17 protein-coding genes are annotated in these 21663 nt (G+C 67.1%); 11 read left to right on the top strand and 6 right to left on the bottom strand.

Annotation, left to right across the window (positions count from 1 at the left end; translation table 11 throughout):
• The first annotated feature begins 3 nt into the window (after positions 1-3).
• A complete protein-coding gene (locus ACGFZ3_RS05945; RefSeq protein ID WP_392918867.1) occupies positions 4-558 on the top strand; it encodes a hypothetical protein in 555 nt (184 codons plus the stop codon).
• 20 nt (positions 559-578) lie between these two features.
• Here ACGFZ3_RS05945 and ACGFZ3_RS05940 read toward each other — a convergent pair whose 3' ends face one another.
• The 4 genes from ACGFZ3_RS05940 to ACGFZ3_RS05925 all read right to left on the bottom strand — a co-directional run bounded on the left by ACGFZ3_RS05940 (position 579) and on the right by ACGFZ3_RS05925 (position 5027).
• Complete coding sequence (locus tag ACGFZ3_RS05940) at positions 579-1379, bottom strand: MBL fold metallo-hydrolase (protein ID WP_392917804.1); 801 nt, start codon at positions 1377-1379, stop codon at positions 579-581.
• 9 nt (positions 1380-1388) lie between these two features.
• A complete protein-coding gene (locus ACGFZ3_RS05935; protein ID WP_392917801.1) occupies positions 1389-2204 on the bottom strand; it encodes a S1/P1 nuclease in 816 nt (271 codons plus the stop codon).
• A 113-nt stretch (positions 2205-2317) separates the two neighbouring features.
• On the bottom strand, positions 2318-3988 hold the full coding sequence (locus tag ACGFZ3_RS05930; RefSeq protein ID WP_392917799.1) for an ankyrin repeat domain-containing protein: 1671 nt from the start codon (positions 3986-3988) through the stop codon (positions 2318-2320).
• A 412-nt stretch (positions 3989-4400) separates the two neighbouring features.
• A complete protein-coding gene (locus tag ACGFZ3_RS05925; protein ID WP_392917796.1) occupies positions 4401-5027 on the bottom strand; it encodes an OmpW family protein in 627 nt (208 codons plus the stop codon).
• Between the two features lie 200 nt (positions 5028-5227).
• On the opposite strand from ACGFZ3_RS05925, the gene gap reads away from it, so the two are divergent.
• The 7 genes from gap (at position 5228) to ACGFZ3_RS05890 (ending at position 15461) form a co-directional block, all read left to right on the top strand.
• Positions 5228-6232, top strand: a complete 1005-nt coding sequence (gap, locus tag ACGFZ3_RS05920; RefSeq protein ID WP_392917793.1) for a type I glyceraldehyde-3-phosphate dehydrogenase — start codon at positions 5228-5230, stop codon at positions 6230-6232.
• Positions 6233-6705: 473 nt separating this feature from the next.
• Complete coding sequence (locus tag ACGFZ3_RS05915) at positions 6706-9363, top strand: DUF2339 domain-containing protein (RefSeq protein WP_392917790.1); 2658 nt, start codon at positions 6706-6708, stop codon at positions 9361-9363.
• On the top strand, positions 9360-10712 hold the full coding sequence (locus ACGFZ3_RS05910; RefSeq protein WP_392917787.1) for a DUF3999 domain-containing protein: 1353 nt from the start codon (positions 9360-9362) through the stop codon (positions 10710-10712). The genes ACGFZ3_RS05915 and ACGFZ3_RS05910 overlap by 4 nt, the downstream gene beginning before the upstream one ends.
• Positions 10713-10810: 98 nt before the next feature.
• Positions 10811-11986: a phosphoglycerate kinase gene (locus ACGFZ3_RS05905; protein WP_392917785.1), complete on the top strand. Its 1176-nt coding sequence runs from the start codon at positions 10811-10813 to the stop codon at positions 11984-11986.
• Entirely contained in the window at positions 11986-12672 is a 687-nt protein-coding gene (locus tag ACGFZ3_RS05900; protein ID WP_392917782.1) for an HAD hydrolase-like protein, read from the top strand. Before ACGFZ3_RS05905 ends, ACGFZ3_RS05900 begins: the two co-directional genes overlap by 1 nt.
• Before the next feature lie 180 nt (positions 12673-12852).
• Entirely contained in the window at positions 12853-14319 is a 1467-nt protein-coding gene (gene pyk / locus ACGFZ3_RS05895; protein ID WP_392917780.1) for a pyruvate kinase, read from the top strand.
• 137 nt (positions 14320-14456) lie between these two features.
• On the top strand, positions 14457-15461 hold the full coding sequence (locus ACGFZ3_RS05890; protein ID WP_392917778.1) for a class I fructose-bisphosphate aldolase: 1005 nt from the start codon (positions 14457-14459) through the stop codon (positions 15459-15461).
• Between the two features lie 69 nt (positions 15462-15530).
• On the opposite strand, the gene ACGFZ3_RS05885 is transcribed toward ACGFZ3_RS05890, so the two are convergent.
• Together ACGFZ3_RS05885 and cysK are read right to left on the bottom strand one after the other, a co-directional pair.
• On the bottom strand, positions 15531-16130 hold the full coding sequence (locus tag ACGFZ3_RS05885; RefSeq protein WP_392917775.1) for an O-acetyl-ADP-ribose deacetylase: 600 nt from the start codon (positions 16128-16130) through the stop codon (positions 15531-15533).
• Positions 16131-16361: 231 nt separating this feature from the next.
• On the bottom strand, positions 16362-17321 hold the full coding sequence (gene cysK / locus ACGFZ3_RS05880) for a cysteine synthase A (protein ID WP_392917772.1): 960 nt from the start codon (positions 17319-17321) through the stop codon (positions 16362-16364).
• Between the two features lie 167 nt (positions 17322-17488).
• Here cysK and ACGFZ3_RS05875 point away from each other — a divergent pair, with 167 nt between their 5' ends.
• From ACGFZ3_RS05875 to ACGFZ3_RS05865, 3 genes are all read left to right on the top strand, one after another.
• The gene (locus tag ACGFZ3_RS05875) at positions 17489-18472 is read left to right on the top strand and encodes a LysR family transcriptional regulator (protein WP_068853844.1); all 984 of its coding nucleotides are present in this window, start codon (positions 17489-17491) and stop codon (positions 18470-18472) included.
• Between the two features lie 154 nt (positions 18473-18626).
• A complete protein-coding gene (locus ACGFZ3_RS05870) occupies positions 18627-19133 on the top strand; it encodes a DUF2946 family protein (protein ID WP_392917770.1) in 507 nt (168 codons plus the stop codon).
• A gap of 74 nt (positions 19134-19207) precedes the next feature.
• Positions 19208-21268, top strand: a complete 2061-nt coding sequence (locus ACGFZ3_RS05865; protein WP_392917767.1) for a TonB-dependent copper receptor — start codon at positions 19208-19210, stop codon at positions 21266-21268.
• Positions 21269-21663 lie beyond the last annotated feature (395 nt).

Here is a 21663-nt window from a genome sequence, read left to right as displayed (position 1 = left end):
TGGCTGCTGCCTGCGGCGGTTGCGCTCGTGGTGGGGGTGGCGGGCTGCGCCGGCCACGACCGCGTCACCACGGTGGATTCACGGGCCGAATCGGTCGACCACCAGCGGCTGCGACCCGCCGCTGCGGGCGGCGCCGGGCAGGTGGAGGCTTACACGCTCAAGCCCAGCGAGGGCTACCGCATGCCGCAGCTGTACGCGGCGCCGGACCCGGTGCTGGGGGAGCGCGATCCGCGTCGTGAGCTGCCGCCCACCACAGTCTGTCTGCAGGTGGTGGTGAGCGCCGACGGTGCCGTGGAACGCAGTGCGCCGGTGAGTGATCGCAGTGAGTGTGTGGCCGGCGCCGCGCCCGAAAACCGGGTGCTGGTGGAGGCGGCACAGGAAGCGGTGGCAATGTGGCGCTACTCGCCTGCGGCCGTGTGCCACTTCGCCGCGGGCCATGCGCTGGCCGACCGCAGTGACTGTCGCGATGCCGAGCGGGTGGAACCGGTAGCCGTGAGCCTGTTCTACGCCTTCACGTTTGAGATCGTGCACGGCCAGCACACGGTAAAGACGCGATAAAACCACGCGTTGCCTGGCTTCTACGCCCCGCCCTGGATGTTCGCCTTTACCGACGGGTGCATCAACCTCGGCTCGGCAAGCGTAGCATCGCGCGCTTGCCGGGTCGCCACGAACTCCGCTTCGCTCACTCCGTCATGCAGGTGGATGTTGCGCGCGCGCTGCTCGCCGATGGTGGTTTCGTTGGCCACTTCCCGCCCGCCCGGGCCGTAGTCGTGGCAGACGAATACCCGGGTCGCATCGGGTAGCGCCAGCAGGCGCTGGATCGAGCGGTACAACAGGGCCGCATCGCCCCCTGGGAAATCGCAGCGCGCCGTACCGCTATCGGGCATGAACAGCGAATCACCGGTGAACAGCGCATCGCCGATCCGGTAGGCGACGCTGTCGCTGGTATGCCCTGGCACCGCTATTACTTCCGCCGTGATCCCGCCCACCGCGAAGCGTTCGCCGTCCACGAACAGATGATCGAACTGCGAGCCGTCGGTAGGACCATCCAGCCCATAGCGTGGCGCGAACGTACGCTGCACCTCCACGATTCCGCCGCCCATCGCCAGCGTGGCCTGCGGGAACGACTGCTTCAGCCGGCGCCCGGCGCTGACATGGTCGGCATGCGCGTGCGTCTCCAGCAGCCAGCGCACCTCCAGCGCATGCTCGCGCACGTGCGCCAGCAGCGGCTGCAACGGCCCGGCACCCACCGCGTCGGTGTCCGGGTCGTAATCCAGCACCGGGTCGATTACTGCCGCCTGCCGGGTGGCCGGGTCATGCACCACGTAACTGAAGGTGTTGCTGCCCGGGTGGAAGAAACTGGCGACGTGCGGTGACATGGTGAAACCTCAGCGTTTACCCAACGTGTCATTGAGCAGCACCGCCAGACGTTCGCCGGCCAGGCGCAGCTCGGCTTCCGCCACCGGCAGGTAGGTCGCGGTGTACTCCGGGGCAAGCGTACGCCGGGTGGGGTAAACGCCAGGTGCAATGGCGATGCGGCAGCTGGCTTCGGCCCACTGCACGGCGTCGGTGGCGATCGCCGAGCGCTTGGCCACCTTCGGCGCCTTCAGCGCGGACAGGCGCCTGGTGTACGCATCGTCGTCGAGCTTGAGCGTGTTCAGCATGCCGCTGTCCCACAGCGAATGCAGGTTGGTGCCGCGCCCGTTGTACTGCACCTGGAAGTCATTGCCGCCCTTGTCGTGGCCGTAGCCGGCATGCATCGGCTGATGGATGTCGCCAACGAAGTGGACGACGAACTTCAGCGCCTGCGCGCGTTCGGCATCCGGGCGGCTGCGGTCGCCGAGGATGGCGGTCTGCGCCTTCAGCGCTTCCACCACGCAGTTGCCATTGCGGCAATTGCGCTCAGCCTCGTACTGGCAATCGTCCTCGCCGATGTTCACGTAGTGCCAGGCGGCCGAACGCTTGCCCAGTCCCGGATCCTTGGCGCGCAGTTCGTCGGCCCACGGCGCGATGGCGGCCAGGGTCGGGGTGGGTTCGTTGGCCAGCAGGCGCGCCACTTCGGCGCGGGTCTGCGGGGTCAGGCGTGGTTCGGCAATGCGGGCCACCAGACGGTGGCCCTGTGCGCCCCAGGCAAGGGCATCGGTGGACACTACGGTGAGCGCCAGGACCAGGGCGGAAGAAGACAACAGGGAGGCGATTTTCATCGCCGCATTGTAGCGGCCCGGTCTGCCGGGCACGTTTTCCTGATCTGGCCGCCTGGCCGGTTGAAGCCGCCGGGCACGACAGAACGCGGGTTCTGGCGCCCAGCGGCTGGCCTCTACAGCGCAATCGGCTGACTGAAAGCGTCCCCAAACCGGAACACCTTGCCGCTGGGCCTTGATGATGCGGGCGGTGTCGGGCGAGCTGCTTCGGAATCGTTGGCAGCCACGTCCGCGATGGCCAGCCTCGACGCGTGCGGCGCCATCACTGCGGGCGGCGTGCCGTGCTCCCGCTGCAGCATCCAGGTCCGCAGCAAGCTCCGCAACGGTGCGATCTTTTCCTTATCGAACGGAGACAGCAGCGGCCACACCTGCTCGACGTTGGCGCTGCCATTGGCAAGGATGTCCGCGTCGGCGTGGTCGGCCATCAGTACCGCAAACGTCTGCACCTGCCCGGCGTACAGGGCTGTTTCCAATGGCGAGCGCTGAGTGACCGGGTCGAGGCGCTGGGCATAACCGGCCGGTGCGTGACGCAACAGCAGTCTCACCATCTCGGCGAAGCCCTTCTGGGCTGCATACTGCAACAGCACGTTGTCGTTGGGATTCAGCCTGGTCCCGTTTTCAAGCACGAAGCGTGCAACGTCGACCGAACCTTGGACGACCGCAGTTCCCAGCACAGCCTGGAAATCGATCTTGGGCACCTTGCGGGCCTGGCCGAGGGTCGCGTGCGCGGGTGCCTTCAGGTGTTCGTACAACATCTGGAACATGCCCAGGTCGTTCCTCACCGCAAGCCATTGGAAGTCGTCGGTCTTCGGCGTGGCGCCGTAACCGAGCAGCAGCTTCGCGCCACGGTGGTTGCCGCATTGTGCGGCAACGCCAAGCGCGGTTTCCTCGAATACTTTGGAGATCTGGTCCACATTGATCAGGCCGACGCTTTCCTCCAACAGGATCTTCAGGCGATCGTTGTGCCCGGAAAAGACGGCCAGATGGGCGGGCCCATAGCTGCCGGCATTGGGATTTCCGTGGTAGTCCCCGCCCTGCAGCAGCGTGCGGATATGCGTGCCGTTGGAGGAACTCTTCAGGCGCCCCAAGGCGGATCTGGTGGCGTGCGTGTTGCAGTGGTATTCCAGCTTTGTGTAGGCGTCCGGCTGCGGGGTGTTGCGGATGTTGTCCCGAGCCACGATATTCCGCTGCAGCTTCTCGGTGGCCATGTTGACGTGGCTGGAGCACCAGGCGCCCACGGTGCCCACCAGGCGGGTGAGGGCGCTTTCGTTGCTGTTTCCCTGCAACAGATCGCTGAAGATCGCGCCGCCGCGTAGGGCCATTGGGCCAGCATCATGGGATGCGGCAGACCGGGGTTGGACGCACCGAGTGCCCTGGACCGGAAAGACAGCGTCCGCCGTGGCCAGGGAGCGTCCCACGTGATCAGCGTTGCGGGTTGTGGAGTGCGCTGTGGGGGGTGCAGGTGGCGCTGGATCGCAAGGAACGACCTGCAACCGTGGCTCCGGCAGGGATGTGGCGGGGGTGGACAGCGCCTGTGCCGGCATCGGCTCGGTCGGCAATGGTGTCCTTTCGCGCTCGGGCAGCAGGGATTGCAGGCGCATCATCTGCGCCAGCTGCTGTGTGCGGGCGTCTGGGTCGTCCGTGGTGAGGTACGCCAATCTCAGCACCGTCAGCGTTGCCTTTGCGCTGGCGACTTCCTCGATCAACAGGTCCTCGGATGACGGTTGGCCATGGAGAGTCGTTGTCCGGTTCCAGGCGTTGAGAAGGAAGTCTTTCGCCTTGGCCATCTTTCCGGCCCCTTCGGCGGGCGCCGGGGCCTGCGGTTCCTGCAGGGGATGCGGTGTAATGTGGGCGGTGCCGGGAGTGGCGGGTTGTAGCGGAGTTGGGAACATGGCAGTCCTTCAGTAGGCCGACGGATGCGGCCAGTCATGCTCTGCAGTTGTGCATGGATCGCCCATGAATCCTTGCCAGTCACGTCACGTCGATTGACCGCGTGAATTGACGCGAGTTGCTCTACCCGATTTCTTCATCGCCGCTGCGGCGCAGCGATGCGCTAAGTATTTGGCATATCAATCGAAATCCGCGTTCTCATTGAAGAAAAAATGAACGTCTGCGTGGCAGGCAAAAAAAATCCCCGGCCGAAGCCGGGGAAACGTCATTGCTGCGAGGGTGGTGCGCGGTGCGTTTCTGATGTGTGGATCAGAACTTGAACACGTAGGAAACGCCATAGGCGAGCGGATCGATCTTGACCGTGCCCAGCTTGGTGCCGTCGAGCTTGACGTCGCTGTCGATGTCGATCCAGCGCACGTCCACCCGCAGGGCGCCCTTGTCGGCGATGGCGAAGTCGATGCCTGCGTGTGCGGCCAGGCCCCAGGAGTCTTCCAGCTTGAGGGTGCTGCCGGCCAGGGCGCCGCGGGCGTCTTCGCTGAAGAAGGTGGTGTAGTTCAGGCCGGCGCCGAGGAACGGGGACACCTTGCCCTGGGTGTTGAAGTGGTACTGCAACGACACCACCGGTGGCAGGTGCTTGGTGCTGCCGACGCGGCCGAGGCCGTCGATGTTGATGTCGTGCTTGAACGGCAGGGCGGCCAGGACTTCGATGCCCAGGTTGTCGGCGATGAAATACTCGCCGGTGATGGTGGGCTTGATGTCGCTGTCGACGTCGACCTTGAGGCCGCCGGCGAGGGTGCCGTTGTTGGACTTGGGAGCCACCTGGTGCACGCCGGCGGCCAGGGTCCAGTCGCCCTTGGACTGGGCCATGGCGGGGCTGGCCGCCAATGCGAGGGCGGCGGCGAGGCTGGCGGACAGGAGGAGGGGGGTCTTGCGCATGGTGCTGTCTCGTGGCGGGGTGGAATGGGGCCAGTTTTCCCGGCCGGGCTCTGGCGCGCCTTGATCCGGATCAATCCACGATCTTTACGGGTGTAACCGCTTCCCATCCCGGTTCCGGGGGCCGGGGCGGGTCGGGCTTTGCTAGAATGGCGGCCCTTTCCATCGGCGCCGCTCTGTCGCGGCTGCAGGAGCTTGTGAACATGGCAATCAAGGTTGGCATCAACGGTTTCGGTCGCATCGGGCGCAACGTGCTGCGTTCGGCCGTGCTGAATTTCGGTAATGACATCGAAATCGTGGCCATCAACGATCTGCTGGAGCCGGATTACCTGGCGTACATGCTGAAGTACGATTCGGTGCATGGCCGCTTCAAGGCGGACGTGGACGTGTCGGGCAGCGACCTGCTGGTCAACGGGAAGAAGATCCGCCTGACCCAGGAGCGTGATCCGGCCAACCTGAAGTGGGACGAGGTCGGCGTGGATGTGGTGATCGAATCCACGGGCCTGTTCCTGACCAAGGAAACGGCGCAGAAGCACATCGATGCGGGCGCGAAGAAGGTGATCCTGTCGGCGCCGTCGAAGGACGATACGCCGATGTTCGTGTACGGCGTGAACGACAAGACCTATGCGGGCCAGGCGATCATTTCCAATGCGTCGTGCACCACCAACTGCCTGGCGCCGTTGGCCAAGGTGATCAACGACAAGTGGGGCATCAAGCGTGGCCTGATGACGACGGTGCACGCGGCGACTGCAACGCAGAAGACCGTGGATGGTCCGTCGAACAAGGATTGGCGCGGTGGCCGCGGCATTCTGGAAAACATCATCCCGTCGTCGACGGGTGCGGCCAAGGCGGTTGGCGTGGTCATCCCGGAGCTGAACAAGAAGCTGACGGGCATGAGCTTCCGCGTACCGACCTCGGACGTGTCGGTGGTCGATCTGACCGTCGAGCTGGAAAAGGAAGCGACCTACGCCGAGATCTGCGCGGAAGTGAAGGCGCAGAGCGAAGGCGCGCTGAAGGGCATCCTGGGCTACACCGAAGACAAGGTGGTGGCAACGGACTTCCGCGGCGAGACGCACACCTCGGTGTTCGATGCCGAAGCGGGCATCGCGCTGGACAGCACCTTCGTCAAGCTGGTGTCGTGGTACGACAACGAGTGGGGCTACTCGAACAAGTGCCTGGAAATGGCCAAGGTCGTTGCTGCGAAGTAATTGCGGCTTTCTGATCTTCGAGAACGGCGGACTTCGGTTCGCCGTTTTTTTTGGGTCGATACTTGCCGGCGGTACGTGTCGCCGGCCTTCGTTCGGCTGCTGACGTTTTTTGGCGAACAGCCCTCGTCTGAGGGTCGCCGGGTTGGGGCCGGCGGGTGCGGGGGTACGGGACACGCCGTAAACCGCCCTCCGGGCCCCGGCCCAACCGCCAGCGGTTGTGCGTTCAGTCGCACGCGAGGCAGTGCCTCGCAAGCAGTGCGCCTTCACCCATGGGGGCTTGGCAAAAACATCCATGTTTTTGACAGTCCCGTACCCCCGCACCCGCCGACCCCTCGACGCTGGGTCGGTGGCCATGGGCAAGCGGGTTGGCCTCCCGGAGCGCCGTTCCCCCCGATTCAGTTAGCATGGCTGCGCTGCCGCTGGCGCCATGCTTGTCTTGGTGGGCCGTGGCGTTCCCTTGAGGATGACGCGGAATGGAAGCTTTGATTGTCCTGGCGGTACTGGTGCTGTTGGCCATGCCGGTGTTGCTGATCGTGGCGTTGGTGATGATTTCCGGCCTGCGTCGGCGGGTGGCGGCCCTGGAGCAGGCACACAGCGACAGTGCCGTGCCGGCGGTCCAGCCTGCGGTGAGTGCTGCATGGGAGGAGCGCCCTCATGCGCCGGCTCCTGTGCCTGCGCCGGCGCCTGCGGCGGAGGTTCCGCTGGCGGCTGCCGAGCCCGTGCCCGAGCCGTTTGCGGCGGCTGCGCGGGTGGCGCCGCCGCCGCTTCCCGCTGCGGCGGTCTCCGGACCCGAGCCCTTCGTGCCGCCGGCGCCGCGTGGGCCGGACCTAGGTGAGCGGATCGTGGGCACGATCAAGCGCTGGTTTACCGAGGGCAATGTGCCGGTGAAGATCGGCATGCTGGTGCTGCTGGCAGGTGTGGCGGCACTGCTGAAGTATGCGAGCGACCAGGGTTGGCTCAATGCGCCGATCGAGCTGCGGCTGGCGGCGATTGCGGCGGGGGCGCTGGCCGGGCTGGTGTTCGGCTGGGTGCAGCGCGAGCGGCGGCGGTTGTTTGCGCTGGCGTTGCAGGGCGGGGCGATCGGCATTCTGTTGTTGACGATCTTTGCGGCGTTCAAACGTTATGAGCTGCTGGATCCTGGGATCGCATTCGCGCTTAGCGTCCTGCTGATCGCGGGGATGGGGGTGCTGGCGGTGGTGCAGAATTCGCGCACGCTGGCGGTGCTGGGCATCCTGGCCGGGTTCATGGCGCCGATCTGGTTGTCCACGGGCAGTGGCAACCATGTGGCGCTGTTCTCGTATTACGCGGTGCTCAACGCGGCCATCTTCGCCATTGCGTGGTGGCGTCCGTGGCGGGCGCTGAACCTGCTTGGTTTTGCGTTCACGTTCGGCATCGGCACCACGTGGGGCGTCATGCAGTACAACGCGGAGAAGTTCGCGAGTACCGAGCCGTTCCTGCTGCTGTTCTTTGCGTTCTATCTGCTCATTCCTGTTCTCTACGCGCGCCGCCAGCCTGCGGAGAAGCGCGATCTGGTCGATGGCAGCCTGGTGTTCGGTACGCCGCTGATCGCGTTCTCGCTGCAGGCCGGCATGCTGCATGAGGACCGGCTGCTGCTGGCGCTGTGCGCACTGGGGCTGGCCGCGCTGTATACGGGCCTGGCGTGGGCGCTGATCCGTCGCGAGCGGTATGCGGCGCTGGGGCAGTCGCATGCGGTGCTGGCAGTGGGCTTTGCGACGCTGGCAGTGCCGTTGGCGCTGTCGGCGCGGGCGACGGCCAGTGTGTTTGCGCTGGAAGGCGCAGCGCTGGTCTGGCTGGGGCTGCGCCAGCAGCGGTGGTTGCCGCAGATTGCCGGTGCGCTGCTGCAGTTGGGCGCGGCGTTCGGGTTCGTGGTGGGCGCCGACTACTGGCTGGACGATGCCACGGCGATTGCCAATCCCACCTTCATGAGCGGGTTGCTGCTGGCGCTGGCGGGCTTTGCGTCGTCCTTCAGTTATCGCCGTGCCGGGCGCGACGCACCTGCCATCGTGTACTACCTGTGGGGCCTGCTCTGGTGGCTGGGCGGCGCCAGTCATGAGATCAGCCGGTTCGTGGTCTTCGATACGCGCCCGGACGCACTGCTGGTGGTGGTGGCGGTCACCGCATGGATCGCGGCCGAGGTGCATCGACGCATGCCAGCGCGGGCGCTGGTGTTGACCACATTGGCGATGCTGCTGTGCGCGTTCCCGTTGGCGCTGTGGCAGGCCGATGTCCACCGCCAGCCGTTCGCCGGGTACGGGGCGCTGGCCTGGGCGGCGTTCGCCGTGCTGGGCGTGCGCAGCCTGTGGTGCCTGCGCGGCGGCCAGGACCGGGCGGCAGTGGCGGCGCAGTTTGTCTGGTGGCTGCTGTGGCCGACGGTGGTATCGCTGGCGGCGTCGTGGCTGGCCGATCGCTTCGAGCTGGCGCAGGGCTGGAGCCTGGCCGCAGCGCTGCTGCCGTGGCTGGTAGTGGCCACGGTGTCGCTGCAGCGCTGGCGCTGGCTGACGCTGCCGCTGGGCGAGCGCTTCAACGTGGCGCGGCATGCGCTGCAGACCACGCTGTTCGCGGTGTTGGGGCTGGCCTGGGCAGGCTTCCTGTTCGCGCAGGGTGCGGCCGATCCGCTGCCGTGGGTGCCGGTATTGAATCCGCTGGAGCTGGCGCAGCTGGCCGTGATGGCGTTGCTGGCGGCGTGGTTGTGGCGGGGACAGGCGCCGTCGGCGCTGCAGGCGCGGCGGGTGCCGCTGCTGGCGGTGGCCGGGTTCGTGGCGCTGACCAGCATCACCCTGCATGCTGTGCACCACTGGGGCGGGGTGTCGTGGGACGGGCGGCTGTGGTCGTCCACGTTGGCCCAGACCAGTTTGACCGTGGTCTGGAGCGTGCTGGGCGTGATCAGCTGGGTGTGGGGCTCGCGTCGCGGGCAGCGCGCCCTGTGGCTGGTCGGTGCGGTGCTGATGGGCGTGGTGCTGGCCAAGCTGGTGCTGATCGACCGCCAGCACCTGGGCAACCTGCTCGGTATTGCTTCCTTCATCGCCTACGGCCTGTTGTGCACGGTCGTGGGTTACCTGGCGCCGGCACCGCCGCGTGCGCCTGAAACGCCGCTGGAGACACAGTCGTGATGCTCTTTTCCCGTGTGATTGCTGCGGTCTCGCTGCTGGCCGCTGCCCCCGCGCTCTGGGCCGCCGACGCGCGCCAGGACTATCGAGAACAGTGGCCGCTGCAGCTTTCCGCCCCGCAGGCGGGCGCGTACCGGCTGATGCTGGGCGAGGCGCAGTACCGCAGCGCGGTGTCGCCGCAGCTGGCCGATGTGCAGGTGTTCAATGCGCAGGGCCAGGCATTGCCGGCGGCCTTGTTGTCGGCCGACCAGCCGCTGGCGCAGGCCGCGCAGTGGCAGGAACTGCCGTGGTTCCCGCTGCCGGCCCAGGCCGGTGGCGACGGTGATGACCTGCAACTGCTGACCGAACGCAACACCGACGGCAGCGTGCGCCGGGTCGAGGCGCGCTTGGGCCGCAGCGTTGGCAGTGCCGCGCCCGGTGGCTGGCTGGTGGATGCCAGCGCGCTGCGCGGTGCGGTGCAGTCGCTGCGGCTGGACTGGCAGGCACCGTCCGCGCTGCAGGCACGGGTGCGGGTGGATGCCAGCGACGACCTGCGCCAGTGGCAGCGCGTGGCCGACGATGTGCCGCTGGTGGATCTGCAGCACGGTGGCCGCCGCTTGCAGCAGCGTCGTGTCGAGATCGGGCAGGAGGCGAAGTATTTCCGCATCGTGCCGGTCGGCGGCGATGCGCTGCCGGTGCTGTCGGCGGTGCACGCCGAACGCGTGGCCGCACCGCAGGCGATCGACTGGCAATGGCGCGCGCTGGCCGGGACCGCCGGCAAGCCGGGCGAGTTCGAGTACACCCTGGATGGCCGCTTCCCGATTGCCCAGGTGGGCATCGCCACGCCCGACAACAGCGTGGTGCAGTGGACCCTGCTCAGCCGCGACGATGCGGCCCAGCCCTGGCAGGTCCGCGCCGGCCCCTGGGTGGCGTACCAGCTGCAGGAGACCGGGGAAAGCCGCCAGTCGCAGACCCAGTCGCTGGCCGTGCCCACGCGCGACCGCTACTGGAAACTGACCGCGGCGCAGGGCACCACGATGCCGGCCCCGACCCTGCGGCTGGGCTACCAGCCTGAAGCGCTGGTGTTCCTCAGCCAGGGCGAGGCGCCATTCAGCGTGGCCGCCGGCAGCGTGCGCGCGGCGCGTACCGATGCTCCGGTAGGCACGGTGATCGCGCGGCTGCGCGAGCAGAAAGGTGCGCAGTGGCAGCCGGCGCTCGCGACCGCGCAGGGCACCGCGCAGACGCTGGGCGGCGACGCCGCCGTGCAGCCGGTGCGCGACTGGAAGCGCTGGCTGCTGTGGGGCCTGCTGGTGCTGGGGGTGCTCATCGTCGGCGGGTTCGCGGCCACGTTGTTGCGCAACAACGCGCGGTAGGTAACGACCGTTGGTCGTTACTCGCCGGGGGGCCGTTACAATGGGCGTCTGCGCCGTGCGCGGCGCCCTTTCCCTTTCCGCCAAAGAGTTGCTGCCCCATGTCCATCGTTCGCATGACCGACCTCGACCTTTCCGGCAAGCGCGTGCTGATCCGCCAGGACCTGAACGTGCCGATCGAGAACGGCCGCATCACCTCCGAGCAGCGCATCACCGCATCGCTGCCGACGTTGAAGCTGGCGCTGGAAAAGGGCGCGGCGGTGATGGTCACCTCGCACCTGGGCCGCCCTCAGGAAGGCGTCTGGAGTGAAGACGAGTCGCTGGCGCCGGTGGCACTGCGCCTGTCGCAGCTGCTGGGCGTGAACGTGCCGCTGGTGCGCGACTGGGTCGACGGCGTGGACGTTGCCCCGGGTTCGATCGTGCTGCTGGAAAACTGCCGCATGAACGTGGGCGAGGGCAAGGATGACGAAGCCCTGTCGCGCAAGTACGCCGCGCTGTGCGATGTGTTCGTGATGGACGCCTTCGGCACCGCACACCGTGCCCAGGCCTCCACCCACGGCGTGATCCGCTTCGCCCCGGTCGCCGCCGGTGGCCCGCTGCTGATGGCCGAGCTGGACGCGCTGGCCAAGGCACTGCTCGCCCCGGCCCAGCCGCTGCTGGCGATCGTGGCCGGCAGCAAGGTCAGCACCAAGCTGGAACTGCTGGCCAATCTGGTCGGCAAGGTCGACCAGCTGATCGTGGGCGGCGGCATCGCCAACACCTTCATCGCCGCGGCGGGCTACTCTGTCGGCAAATCGCTGTACGAGCCAGACCTGCTGGACACCGCGAAGAAGATCGTGGCCGATGCCAAGGCCCGCGGCGCCGACATTCCGCTGCCGACCGACGTGGTGGTGGCCAAGCAGTTCCTCCCGGATGCCGAGGCCACCGTCAAGGCGGTTGCTGACGTGGCCGAAGACGACCTGATCCTGGATATCGGCCCGCAGACCGCCCAGCACTACGCCGGCCTGATCGCCAGGGCCGGCACCGTGGTCTGGAACGGCCCGGTCGGCGTGTTTGAATTCGAGTCCTTCAGCCACGGCACCCAGGCGCTGGCCCAGGCCATCGCCAGCTCGCCGGCATTCTCCATCGCCGGTGGCGGCGACACCCTGGCTGCAGTCGACAAGTACGACATCGCCGACCAGGTCAGCTACATCTCCACCGGCGGTGGCGCCTTCCTCGAGTTCCTCGAAGGCAAGACCCTGCCGGCAGTCGCCGCGCTAGAAGCCCGGGGCAACTGATGGACAACGATCGGTGGGTGACGACCGTTGGTTGTCACCCACCTGGAGAGCGCGCAGCGCTCTTCTTCGATCTCGACGGGACCCTGATCGACTCCGCCGTCGGCATCACCCAATGCGTGGCGCATGCGCTCACGCAGATGGGTCGCCCGGTCCCGCCGCAGGAGGAACTGCGGCGCTGGATCGGCCCGTCGCTGCGCACCAGCTTCGCGCCACTGTTCGATGATCCGGAGCAGGTGGAGCAGGCGGTGACGTATTACCGCGAACGCTTCGACGTGGTCGGCTGGCGCGAGCACGACATCTACCCGCGCATCGGCCAGGTGGTGCAGGAGCTGCACGCGCGTGGCCACCGGCTGGCGATCGTCACTGCCAAGAACGAGCCGCATGCGCGGCGTATTGTCGAGCATCTGCCGTTTGGCGCGTGCTTCGAGGATGTCATCGGCGCAACGCCGGACGGCAGCCGCAGCGAAAAGCCGCAGTTGGTGGCCGAAGCGCTGCGGCGGCTGATGCTGGCACCGACGCAGTGCTGGATGATCGGCGACCGGCGCATGGATATCGAAGGCGCGCGCCATCATGGCATGCGCAACATCGGCGTGCTGTGGGGCTTTGGCGGCGCCGAAGAACTGCAGGCGGCGGGCGCCGGCAACCTGGGCGCGACCCCGGATGCCCTGCTCTCGTTGATCGATTGAACGCGGCGGCGGCGCTCCGTACGCCGCCGCATGTCGTCCCCCGGCCCGGCCCTGTCTTGTGCGGTCTGGATGGACTGTCTGCAGGACATCGGCAAAACCCAGACGCGACAATGCTGTAAACGTATTCATGGGACGTGAAGGGTGTGCTAATTTCAATCCTTTCCCGGGAGCCCTTTAACCATGATTGAGCGTCAGCGCCGTACGAAGATCCTTGCCACCCTCGGACCGGCCACCGACCCGCCGGGCGTGCTGGAGGATCTGTTCCGCGCCGGCGTGAACGTGGTCCGCCTCAATTTCAGCCACGGTGACCCGTCCGGCCAGGCCAAGCGTGCCGCCGACGTGCGCGCTGCCGCGCAGCGCGTCGGCGTTGAAGTGGGCATCCTGGCTGACCTGCCGGGTCCGAAGATCCGCATCGAGCGCTTCGCCGAAGGCAAGATCCACCTCAAGGCGGGCGACCGCTTCGACCTGGTCGCTTCGCCGAACGCGCCGGCCGGCGACACCACCCAGGTGGGCGTGAGCTACCTGGGTCTGCCGCAGGACGTGGTGGCCGGTGACGTGCTGCTGCTTGACGACGGGCTGATGCAGCTGCAGGTGGTGGAAGTGCAGGGCGAACGCATCGTCAACACGGTGCTCAATGATGGCGTGCTGTCCGACCGCAAGGGCCTGAACAAGCAGGGCGGTGGCCTGTCGCTGGGCGCGCTGACCGAGCGCGACAAGGAACTGATCGGCATCGTGGCCAAGATCGGCGTCGATTTCATTGCCGTGTCCTTCTGCCGCAACGCGCAGGACATGAACGATGCCCGCGCCATCGCCCAGTCGCACGGCTGCTACGCCGCGCTGGTGTCCAAGATCGAGCGCACCGAAGCCATCGAAAACCTGGAAGAGATCGTCGACGCCAGCGATGTGGTGATGGTGGCGCGCGGTGACCTGGGCGTGGAAATCGGCGATGCCGAACTGCCGGGCCTGCAGAAGAAGATCATCAAGGCCTCGCTGGCCCAGAACAAGGTGGTGATCACCGCCACCCAGATGCTGCAGTCGATGGTCGAAAGCCCGATCCCGACCCGTGCCGAAGTGCTGGACGTGGCCAACTCGGTCATCGACGGTACCGATGCGGTGATGCTGTCGGCCGAAACCGCCGCCGGCGCCTACCCGGTGAAGGCCGTGGAAGCCATGGCGCGCATCTGCCTGGGTGCCGAACGCCAGTTCCAGACCGAGACCGATTTCGGCGCCTCGCCGCGCAACCTGGAACGTGCCGACCAGGCCATCGCCATGGCCACGATGTTCCTGTCCCAGCACGTGGGTGTGCGCGCGATCGTGGCGATGACCGAATCCGGTGGCACTGCCCGTTACCTGTCGCGCTTCCGCGCCTCTGCCCCGGTGTACGCGGTGACCCGCCACGATGGCGCCCGCCGCCAGATGGCGCTGATGCGCGATGTGTTCCCGATCAATTTCGACAGCCGCGGTTTCACCCCGCGCGAAGCGGCACGTGGCAGCATCCGCCTGCTGGTGGAAGCCAACCAGTTGCAGGCCGGTGACCGCGTGGTGTTCACCAGCGGCGAGCACATGGAAACCCATGGCGCCACCAACACCCTGCGCCTGCTCGAAGTAGGTGACGACGGCCGCGCCAGCGGTCTGGGCGACCTGTAAAGAGGAATGCCGGGCTTTGCCCGGCATCCCGAACCGCCCGCGTTCATACTGAAAGCGCTTCCATCCCCCGTGAACGGCCAGTTCACGGGAACGGACCGCTATAATCGTGTTTTTCCCGCACCCGCCACAGGAAATACATGAGCATCGAACAGCTGGCCGAAACCGCCCAGGCCATGGTCGCCCCGGGCAAGGGCATCATCGCAATCGACGAATCCACCGGTACCATCGCCAAGCGCTTCGCCAGCGTGGGCATCGAGAACACCGAAGAGAACCGTCGTGCCTACCGCGAGCTGCTGCTGACCACGCCGAAGCTCAACGAGCACATTTCCGGCGCGATCCTGTACGACGAAACCATCCGCCAGTCCACCAAGGACGGGGTGCCGTTCGCCAAGTACATGGCCGACAACGGCATGATCCCGGGCATCAAGGTCGACAAGGGTGCCCACCCGCTGGCCGGCTGCCCGGGCGAGCTGGTCACCGAAGGCCTCGATGGCCTGCGTGAGCGCCTGCAGGAGTACTACAAGCTGGGTGCGCGTTTCGCCAAGTGGCGCGCGGTGATCAACATCGGCGAAAGCATTCCGTCGGGCACCTGCATCGAGTCCAACGCGCATGCGCTGGCCCGTTATGCCGCGCTGTGCCAGGAATGCGGCCTGGTGCCGATGGTCGAGCCGGAAGTGATCATGGACGGCGACCACGACATCGAAACCTGCTACGAAGTCACCGAAGCCACCCTGCGTTCGCTGTTCGACGCGCTTTACCAGCAGAACGTGTTGCTGGAAGGCACCATCCTGAAAGCGTCGATGGTCATCTCCGGCAAGGGCTGCGAAGAGCAGGCCGATGTCGAGGAAGTGGCTGAATCGACCGTCATGTGCCTCAAGAGCACCGTGCCGGCGATCCTGCCGGGCGTGGTGTTCCTGTCCGGTGGCCAGAGCGACGAGCAGTCCACTGCGCACCTCAATGCCATGAACCAGATGGGCAACCTGCCGTGGCCGCTGAGCTTCTCCTACGGCCGTGCCATGCAGCAGGCCGCGCTGAAGCTGTGGGCCAAGGACACCAAGGCCAATGTCGCCAAGGCACAGCAGACCGTGTACGACCGCGCCAGGGAAAATGGCCTGGCGGCACTGGGCAAGTGGAACGGCTGATCCTGCCGACCGCATGGAATGAAAAAGACGCCGGCGCAATGCCGGCGTTTTTTTTGCATCCCGACGGCGCTACTGCGGTGCGGCCGCCGGTAATTCCAGCCCAGTCCCGCGCGGCGGCAACGGCCCCGCCACGGCCGCCGGTTGCCCCAGTGCCACCAGCGCCTGCTGGTACACCTTGAACGTTGCGGCGTTGTAGGCCACCAGGATGATCCGCAGCGGTTCGCGGTGCGAACGCTGCCAGGTCAATGTCTCGGTCGCCGCGATATGTGCGGCCTGGTGCAGCGGATAACCGAACACCCCGCAGCTGATCGCAGGGAACGCGATCGATGCCAGGCCGAGTTTCTCGGCCAGCTGCAGCGATTTCCAATAGCAGTTGGCCAGCAGCGCCGGCTCATCGCGCAGGCCGTCCTGCCACACCGGGCCTACCGTATGCAGCACATGCCTGGCCGGCAGGTTGTAGCCGGCCGTGGCACGCACTTCACCGGTCGGGCAGCGTATGCCCGGGCGGATCTCCGGCAACCCCGCGCACTCGGCCAGCAGCCGCGGGCCGGCCGCGCGATGGATCGCCCCATCCACGCCAGCCCCGCCGAGCAGGGATTCGTTGGCCGCATTGACGATCGCATCCACCGCCAGGGTCGTGATGTCGCCCTGCCACACTTCGATCTTCATGCGTGCCGCTCCTTCTAAACCGGGTCCATACAACGGGATGACTGCCGCCTCACACGCTAGCGGCCACGGCATCTAGGCTGCGTCATCGTCGTCTCAGGCAGTGCGACCCGGCGGGCGCTGCCCAACACCCCTACCTTGCGTCGGGGTGGCTTCACGGCAGATGAAGGTCGCGTTGCAAACGAAAACGCCCACCGCGGCGGTGGGCGTCCACGGTCAGCCAGGGCCGCCGGTTCAGGGGGTGCCGGCCAGCCACTCGTCGTCGGAGCCCTCGTTGATATCGGCAAACAGCGGCGTGGAGAAGTAGCGCTCGCCGGTGTCGGGCAGCATCGCCAGCAGCACGCTGCCGGGCGCCGCCTTGGCCGCCACATCCAGCGCGCTGGCCACCGTGGCACCGGCCGAGATGCCGACGAAGATGCCTTCCTCGGCGGCCAGCCGGCGCGCGGTTTCCATCGCGCGGGCGTCGTCGATGCTCAGCAGTTCATCGTAGACCTCGCGGTTGAGCACGTCCGGCACGAAATCCGGGGTCCAGCCCTGGATCTTGTGCGGCTTCCACTCCGCGCCGCCCAGCAGCGCCGCGCCTTCCGGCTCGGTGGCGATGATGCGGGTTTCCGGGCGGGCCACCTTCAGCACCTCGCCCACCCCGGTGAGCGTGCCGCCGGTGCCCCAGCCGGTCACGAAGTAGTCCAGCCGCGTGCCGGCGAAGTCACGCAGGATCTCGGCCGCCGTGGTGTTGCGGTGATAGGCCGGGTTGGCCGGGTTGGTGAACTGGCTGGCCAGGAACCAGCCGTGTTCCTCGGCCAGCTCGCGGGCGCGCTTTACCATGCCCGAACCGCGCTCGGCGGCCGGGGTCAGGATCACCTTGGCGCCATAGGCGCGCATCAGCTTGCGGCGCTCGATGGAGAAGGTCTCCACCATCGTGGCCACGAACTTGTAGCCACGCGCCGCCGCCACCATCGCCAGGGCGACGCCCGTATTGCCGGAGGTGGCCTCCACGATGGTATCGCCGGGCTTGAGTACGCCGCGGGCCTCCGCATCCAGGATGATCGCCAGCGCCAGCCGGTCTTTCACCGAGCCGCCGGGATTGAACGATTCCACCTTCGCGTACAGGGTGACGTGGTCCGGGGCGATGCGGTTCAGGCGTACGACCGGGGTGTTGCCAATGGTGTCCAGGATCGAGTTGTACAGGGCCATGGGAATGCTCCACGGGGAATCGATGACGGGTTCCGCCAGACCGTAGCGCTCGCATATGAGCGCGCGAAATGACCTGATTACCTTCATAAACAACATTTGGTTATAAGCTGGTGACGGCAACTGCCTTACAGTCGACTTGACCCCTCCTTCCTGCTGCGCGCACGCCCATGACGCTGACCCAACTCCGTTACCTGGTCGCCATCGCCGACGCCGAGCTCAACATCACGCTGGCCGCCTCCCGGGTGCACGCCACCCAGCCCGGGCTGTCCAAGCAACTCAAGCAGCTGGAAGATGAACTGGGATTCCTGCTGTTCGTGCGCAAGGGCCGCAGCCTGGAAGCCGTGACCCCGGCGGGCGTGGAGGTGATCGGCCGTGCCCGCGCGGTGCTGTCCGAAGCCAACAACATCCGCACCTACGCGGCCAACCAGCGCCGCGAGAGCCAGGGCCAGCTGATCCTGACCACGACCCACACCCAGGCGCGGTTCGTGCTGCCGCCGGCGGTCGCGCGCATCAAGCAGGCCTACCCGCAGGTCAGCGTGCACCTGCAGCAGGCCGCCGAAAGCGACGCGCTGGACCTGCTCAGCCAGGGCGATGCGGATATCGCCATCATCAGCACCGCCGGTGCCGAACCCACCGCCGGCATCGCCATTCCGCTGTACCGCTGGCGCCGGCTGGTGCTGGTACCGCGCGGCCACCCGCTCGACCGCCCCGGGGCCGCTCCGGACCTGCAGGCGCTGTCGACCCAGCCGCTGATCAGCTACGAATCCTCCACCCGTGGCAGTTCCTCGCTGCAGCGTGCCTTCGCCGCGTCGGGACTGACCCCGGACATCGCGCTGACCGCGCTCGATGCGGACCTGATCAAGACCTACGTGCGCACCGGCCTCGGCGTGGGCCTGCTGGCAGAGATGGCCGTCAACGCCGGCGACGAAGACCTGCGCTCGTGGCCGGCGCCGGCGCCGATCGACGAATGCATCGCCTGGGCCGTGCTGCCACGCGACCGCGTGCTGCGCGATTACGCGCTGGAACTGGTGCATGTACTGGCCCCGCAGATCGACACCCGCGACCTGCGCCGGGTCATCGATGGCAACCAGGAAGCGGATTGGCCGCTGCCGCCGACGTGGGAATCGTTGACCCAGACCATTACGGTCTGACGCCGCCCGACCAACGGTCGGGCGCTACCGATCCGGAGTCCGGGTGCCCGCCGCAGGCGGGCATGCCGTGGGTCGTCACGCCGTCCCTGCGACGCTTGGTCGCAGGTGCCTGTTCAGGCGTGTGCGCGTAGAAACCGACCGCTACAATCGCGCGGTGAATCGCCGTCGCCGCCCGTATGCCGCCCTGCTGAAACTCGCCTTCGTGGCGACGCTGCTGATGGCGCTGGCGCCGCTGGTCAGCCGCTGGCAGCAGGCCCAGGGCCCGTCGGTAATGCTGATGCCCGGTGGCATGGCGCACGTCATGCCCCGCAGCGCGGCCAGCCTTGAACCCATGCCGCATTCCGGCATGTCGCATCACGACATGCACGCGATGGCGGCAAGTGACAGTGACACGCACGACATGGCGATGCACGACATGTCAGGCCATGCCGCTGCAACGGCCCACCCACAACCCGCTGCCCCGATCGACCCGCATGCCGGCCATGGCGAGGCGTGCGAATACTGCATGATGGCCTCGCGGTTGATGCCGTGGTTGGCAGTGCTGATCGTTCTGCTGCCTGCGCTGCCGATCATTGCCCCCACGGTGCTGCGCAGCGTCGCCACGCCGCGCAGCCTGCGCTGGCCTGCCCACGCCGCGCGTGGCCCCCCGCTTCACGCCTGAGACCGCCCTTTCATTTTCCTGCTGCGTGACGCCGTGATGGCGTCGCGCGCCTGTGCGTTTTCCGGAGTTCCACCATGAAGCTATCCTCCCGCAGCGCGGGCGCAGTGACGCGCCTGTCTGTTTCCCTGTGGCTTGCGCTGGCCGCGCTGCCGTTGCAGGCCACCGAACGCGACGATGCCCGCACCCTCGACACGATGGTGGTCACCGCCAGCGCGCCGTCCTCGCCGCTGCACTGGGTCACCGACCCGCGCCTGCCGCGCCAGCCGGTGCCGGCCAGCGACGGTGCCGATTACCTCAAGACCGTGCCCGGCTTCGCGGCCATCCGCAACGGCGGCACCAACGGCGACCCGGTGCTGCGCGGCATGTTCGGTTCGCGCCTGAACATCGTCAGCAACGAAGGCAACCTGATCGGCGCGTGCCCTTCGCGCATGGACAACCCGCTGTCCTACATCGCCCCGGAGACCTTCGACCGGCTGACCATCATCAAGGGCCCGCAGAGCGTGCGCTGGGGCGCCGGCGCTTCAGCCGGCACGGTGCGCTTCGAGCGCGACACCCCGCGCTTCGACGCGCCGGGCATCGAGCTCGATGCCAGCGCGCTGGTCGGCTCGCGCAACCGCAACGACCAGGTGCTGGACCTCACCGCCGGCGCGTCGCAGGGCTACGTGCGCGTCAACGGCAATCGTTCCGAAGCCGATGACTACAGGGACGGCAATGGCGAAGTGGTGCCGTCCAGGTGGCGCAAGTGGACCAGCGACGTCGCCGTGGGCTGGACCCCCGACGCAGATACCGTACTGGAGCTGTCCGCCGGCACCGGCGATGCGATCGCGCGTTATGCCGGGCGTGGCATGGATGGCGCCGCGTTCAGGCGCACCAGCTACGCCGCGCGCTTCGAGCGCGACAACCTGCCCGGTGCGTGGGACAAACTTCAGGCCAACGTGTACTACAACGACGCCGACCACGTCATGGACAACTACACCCTGCGCGACCCCAACCCGGGCAGCAGCATGCCGATGCCGATGGCCTCGAACGTCGATCGCCGAACCGCTGGCGGTCGCATCGCCTCCGAATGGCGCTGGCAGGACATCGCCATCGTCGCCGGGGTGGACGCGCTCGACAGCCGCCACCGCAGCCGCAACGGCATGGGCCGCAACACCTACCGGCTCACGCCATGGTCCACCGACGCACGCCAGAAAAACCAGGGCGTGTTCACCGAGATCACCCTGGGCGAAGGCACTGCGCAACGTTGGGTCGGCGGGCTGCGCATCGATCGCGCGGACGTCACCGACGAGCGCGCCACCACCGGCATGATGGCGATGCCGAACCCGACCGCCGGGCAGCGCCGCCACGAAGACCTGGGCAGTGGCTTCCTGCGTTTCGAGCGTGACATCAGCAGCGCGCTGACCACCTACGCCGGTATCGGCCACAGCGAACGCATGCCCGATTACTGGGAGCTTTTTTCGCCCACGATGGGTCCGGCCGGCAGCATCAACGCCTTCAGTGCGGTGCGGCCGGAAAAAACCACCCAGCTCGATATAGGCCTGCAGTACCGGGATGAGCGGGTGAACGCATGGGTGTCGGCGTACGCAGGGCGCATCCAGGACTACATCCTGTTCACCTACCGCGACGGCGGCATGATGGGCAGCACCACCCAGGCCAGCAATGTCGACGCACGCATTGCCGGCGCCGAAGCAGGCGCCGAGTTCGCGCTCGGGCAGGGCTGGAAGGTCGGCGGCACGGTGGCCTACGCATGGGGCGAAAACCGCACCGATGGTGGCGCACTTCCGCAGATGCCGCCGCTGGAAGCACGCCTGAGCGCAGGCTGGGAAGGCGCGCGCTGGAGCGCGGGCGCACTGGCGCGCGCAGTGACCCGCCAGAACCGCGTGGCACCGGGGCAGGGCAACGTGGTCGCGCGCGACCTCGGCCCAAGCGCAGGCTTCGCCACGCTCGCGCTCAACGCCGGCTACCGGATCAGCGATGCACTGCAGCTCAGCGCAGGCGTGGACAACCTGTTCGACCGCGCCTACAGCGAGCACCTCAACCTCGCCGGCAGCGCAGATTTCGGCTTTCCTGCCGATCCGGTACGCATCAACGAACCCGGCCGCACGGCCTGGATGAAGGTGAATTACCGGTATTGAGGCAGGTGCCGACCATTGGTCGGCACGCCGCACGGGGTAGGGTCGGTTCCCAAACGACTGCCGTGAACGCCCCAGCACCCGGTAACGCATGACAATGATCGGCGCAGGCTCTGGCGCTTCCACGGCCACCGCAAACGCCAGCTTCGGCTACGGTCATGCGTTACCGCACCGATCCGCATGGTCAGCGGTCGTTTGGGAACCGACCCTACTGCCGATTGCCCTGCACGGTACAGTGGAGATGCAATCCGACATGCGTTGACACATGCCGTTACATGCCCCGCAGGCCCCAGCACGAAAGGGATTGCGCGTGTCACCCGGTGATGTGAAGGTGCCGGTAAACGCTTGGCACATATGCCTGACGCGGGTCGTGGCTACACTTGCCGGTCGTGGAACAT

The sequence above is a fragment of the Stenotrophomonas sp. NPDC047960 genome (genome assembly GCF_043204395.1).
Classification (GTDB): Bacteria; Pseudomonadota; Gammaproteobacteria; order Xanthomonadales; family Xanthomonadaceae; genus Stenotrophomonas.
Note: the sequence above shows the minus strand (reverse complement) of the source record. Positions and strands in the feature narration are given on the sequence as shown.

Coding starts and splice junctions, on each gene's coding strand:
- ACGFZ3_RS05890 (WP_392917778.1), top strand. CDS start 14,457: ATGAGCATCGAACAGCTGGCCGAAACCGCCCAGGCCATGGTCGCCCCG.
- ACGFZ3_RS05865 (WP_392917767.1), top strand. CDS start 19,208: ATGAAGCTATCCTCCCGCAGCGCGGGCGCAGTGACGCGCCTGTCTGTT.
- pyk (WP_392917780.1), top strand. CDS start 12,853: ATGATTGAGCGTCAGCGCCGTACGAAGATCCTTGCCACCCTCGGACCG.
- ACGFZ3_RS05905 (WP_392917785.1), top strand. CDS start 10,811: ATGTCCATCGTTCGCATGACCGACCTCGACCTTTCCGGCAAGCGCGTG.
- cysK (WP_392917772.1), bottom strand. CDS start 17,321: ATGGCCCTGTACAACTCGATCCTGGACACCATTGGCAACACCCCGGTC.
- ACGFZ3_RS05875 (WP_068853844.1), top strand. CDS start 17,489: ATGACGCTGACCCAACTCCGTTACCTGGTCGCCATCGCCGACGCCGAG.
- gap (WP_392917793.1), top strand. CDS start 5,228: ATGGCAATCAAGGTTGGCATCAACGGTTTCGGTCGCATCGGGCGCAAC.
- ACGFZ3_RS05930 (WP_392917799.1), bottom strand. CDS start 3,988: ATGGCCAAGGCGAAAGACTTCCTTCTCAACGCCTGGAACCGGACAACG.
- ACGFZ3_RS05940 (WP_392917804.1), bottom strand. CDS start 1,379: ATGTCACCGCACGTCGCCAGTTTCTTCCACCCGGGCAGCAACACCTTC.
- ACGFZ3_RS05915 (WP_392917790.1), top strand. CDS start 6,706: ATGGAAGCTTTGATTGTCCTGGCGGTACTGGTGCTGTTGGCCATGCCG.
- ACGFZ3_RS05925 (WP_392917796.1), bottom strand. CDS start 5,027: ATGCGCAAGACCCCCCTCCTCCTGTCCGCCAGCCTCGCCGCCGCCCTC.
- ACGFZ3_RS05935 (WP_392917801.1), bottom strand. CDS start 2,204: ATGAAAATCGCCTCCCTGTTGTCTTCTTCCGCCCTGGTCCTGGCGCTC.
- ACGFZ3_RS05885 (WP_392917775.1), bottom strand. CDS start 16,130: ATGAAGATCGAAGTGTGGCAGGGCGACATCACGACCCTGGCGGTGGAT.
- ACGFZ3_RS05900 (WP_392917782.1), top strand. CDS start 11,986: ATGGACAACGATCGGTGGGTGACGACCGTTGGTTGTCACCCACCTGGA.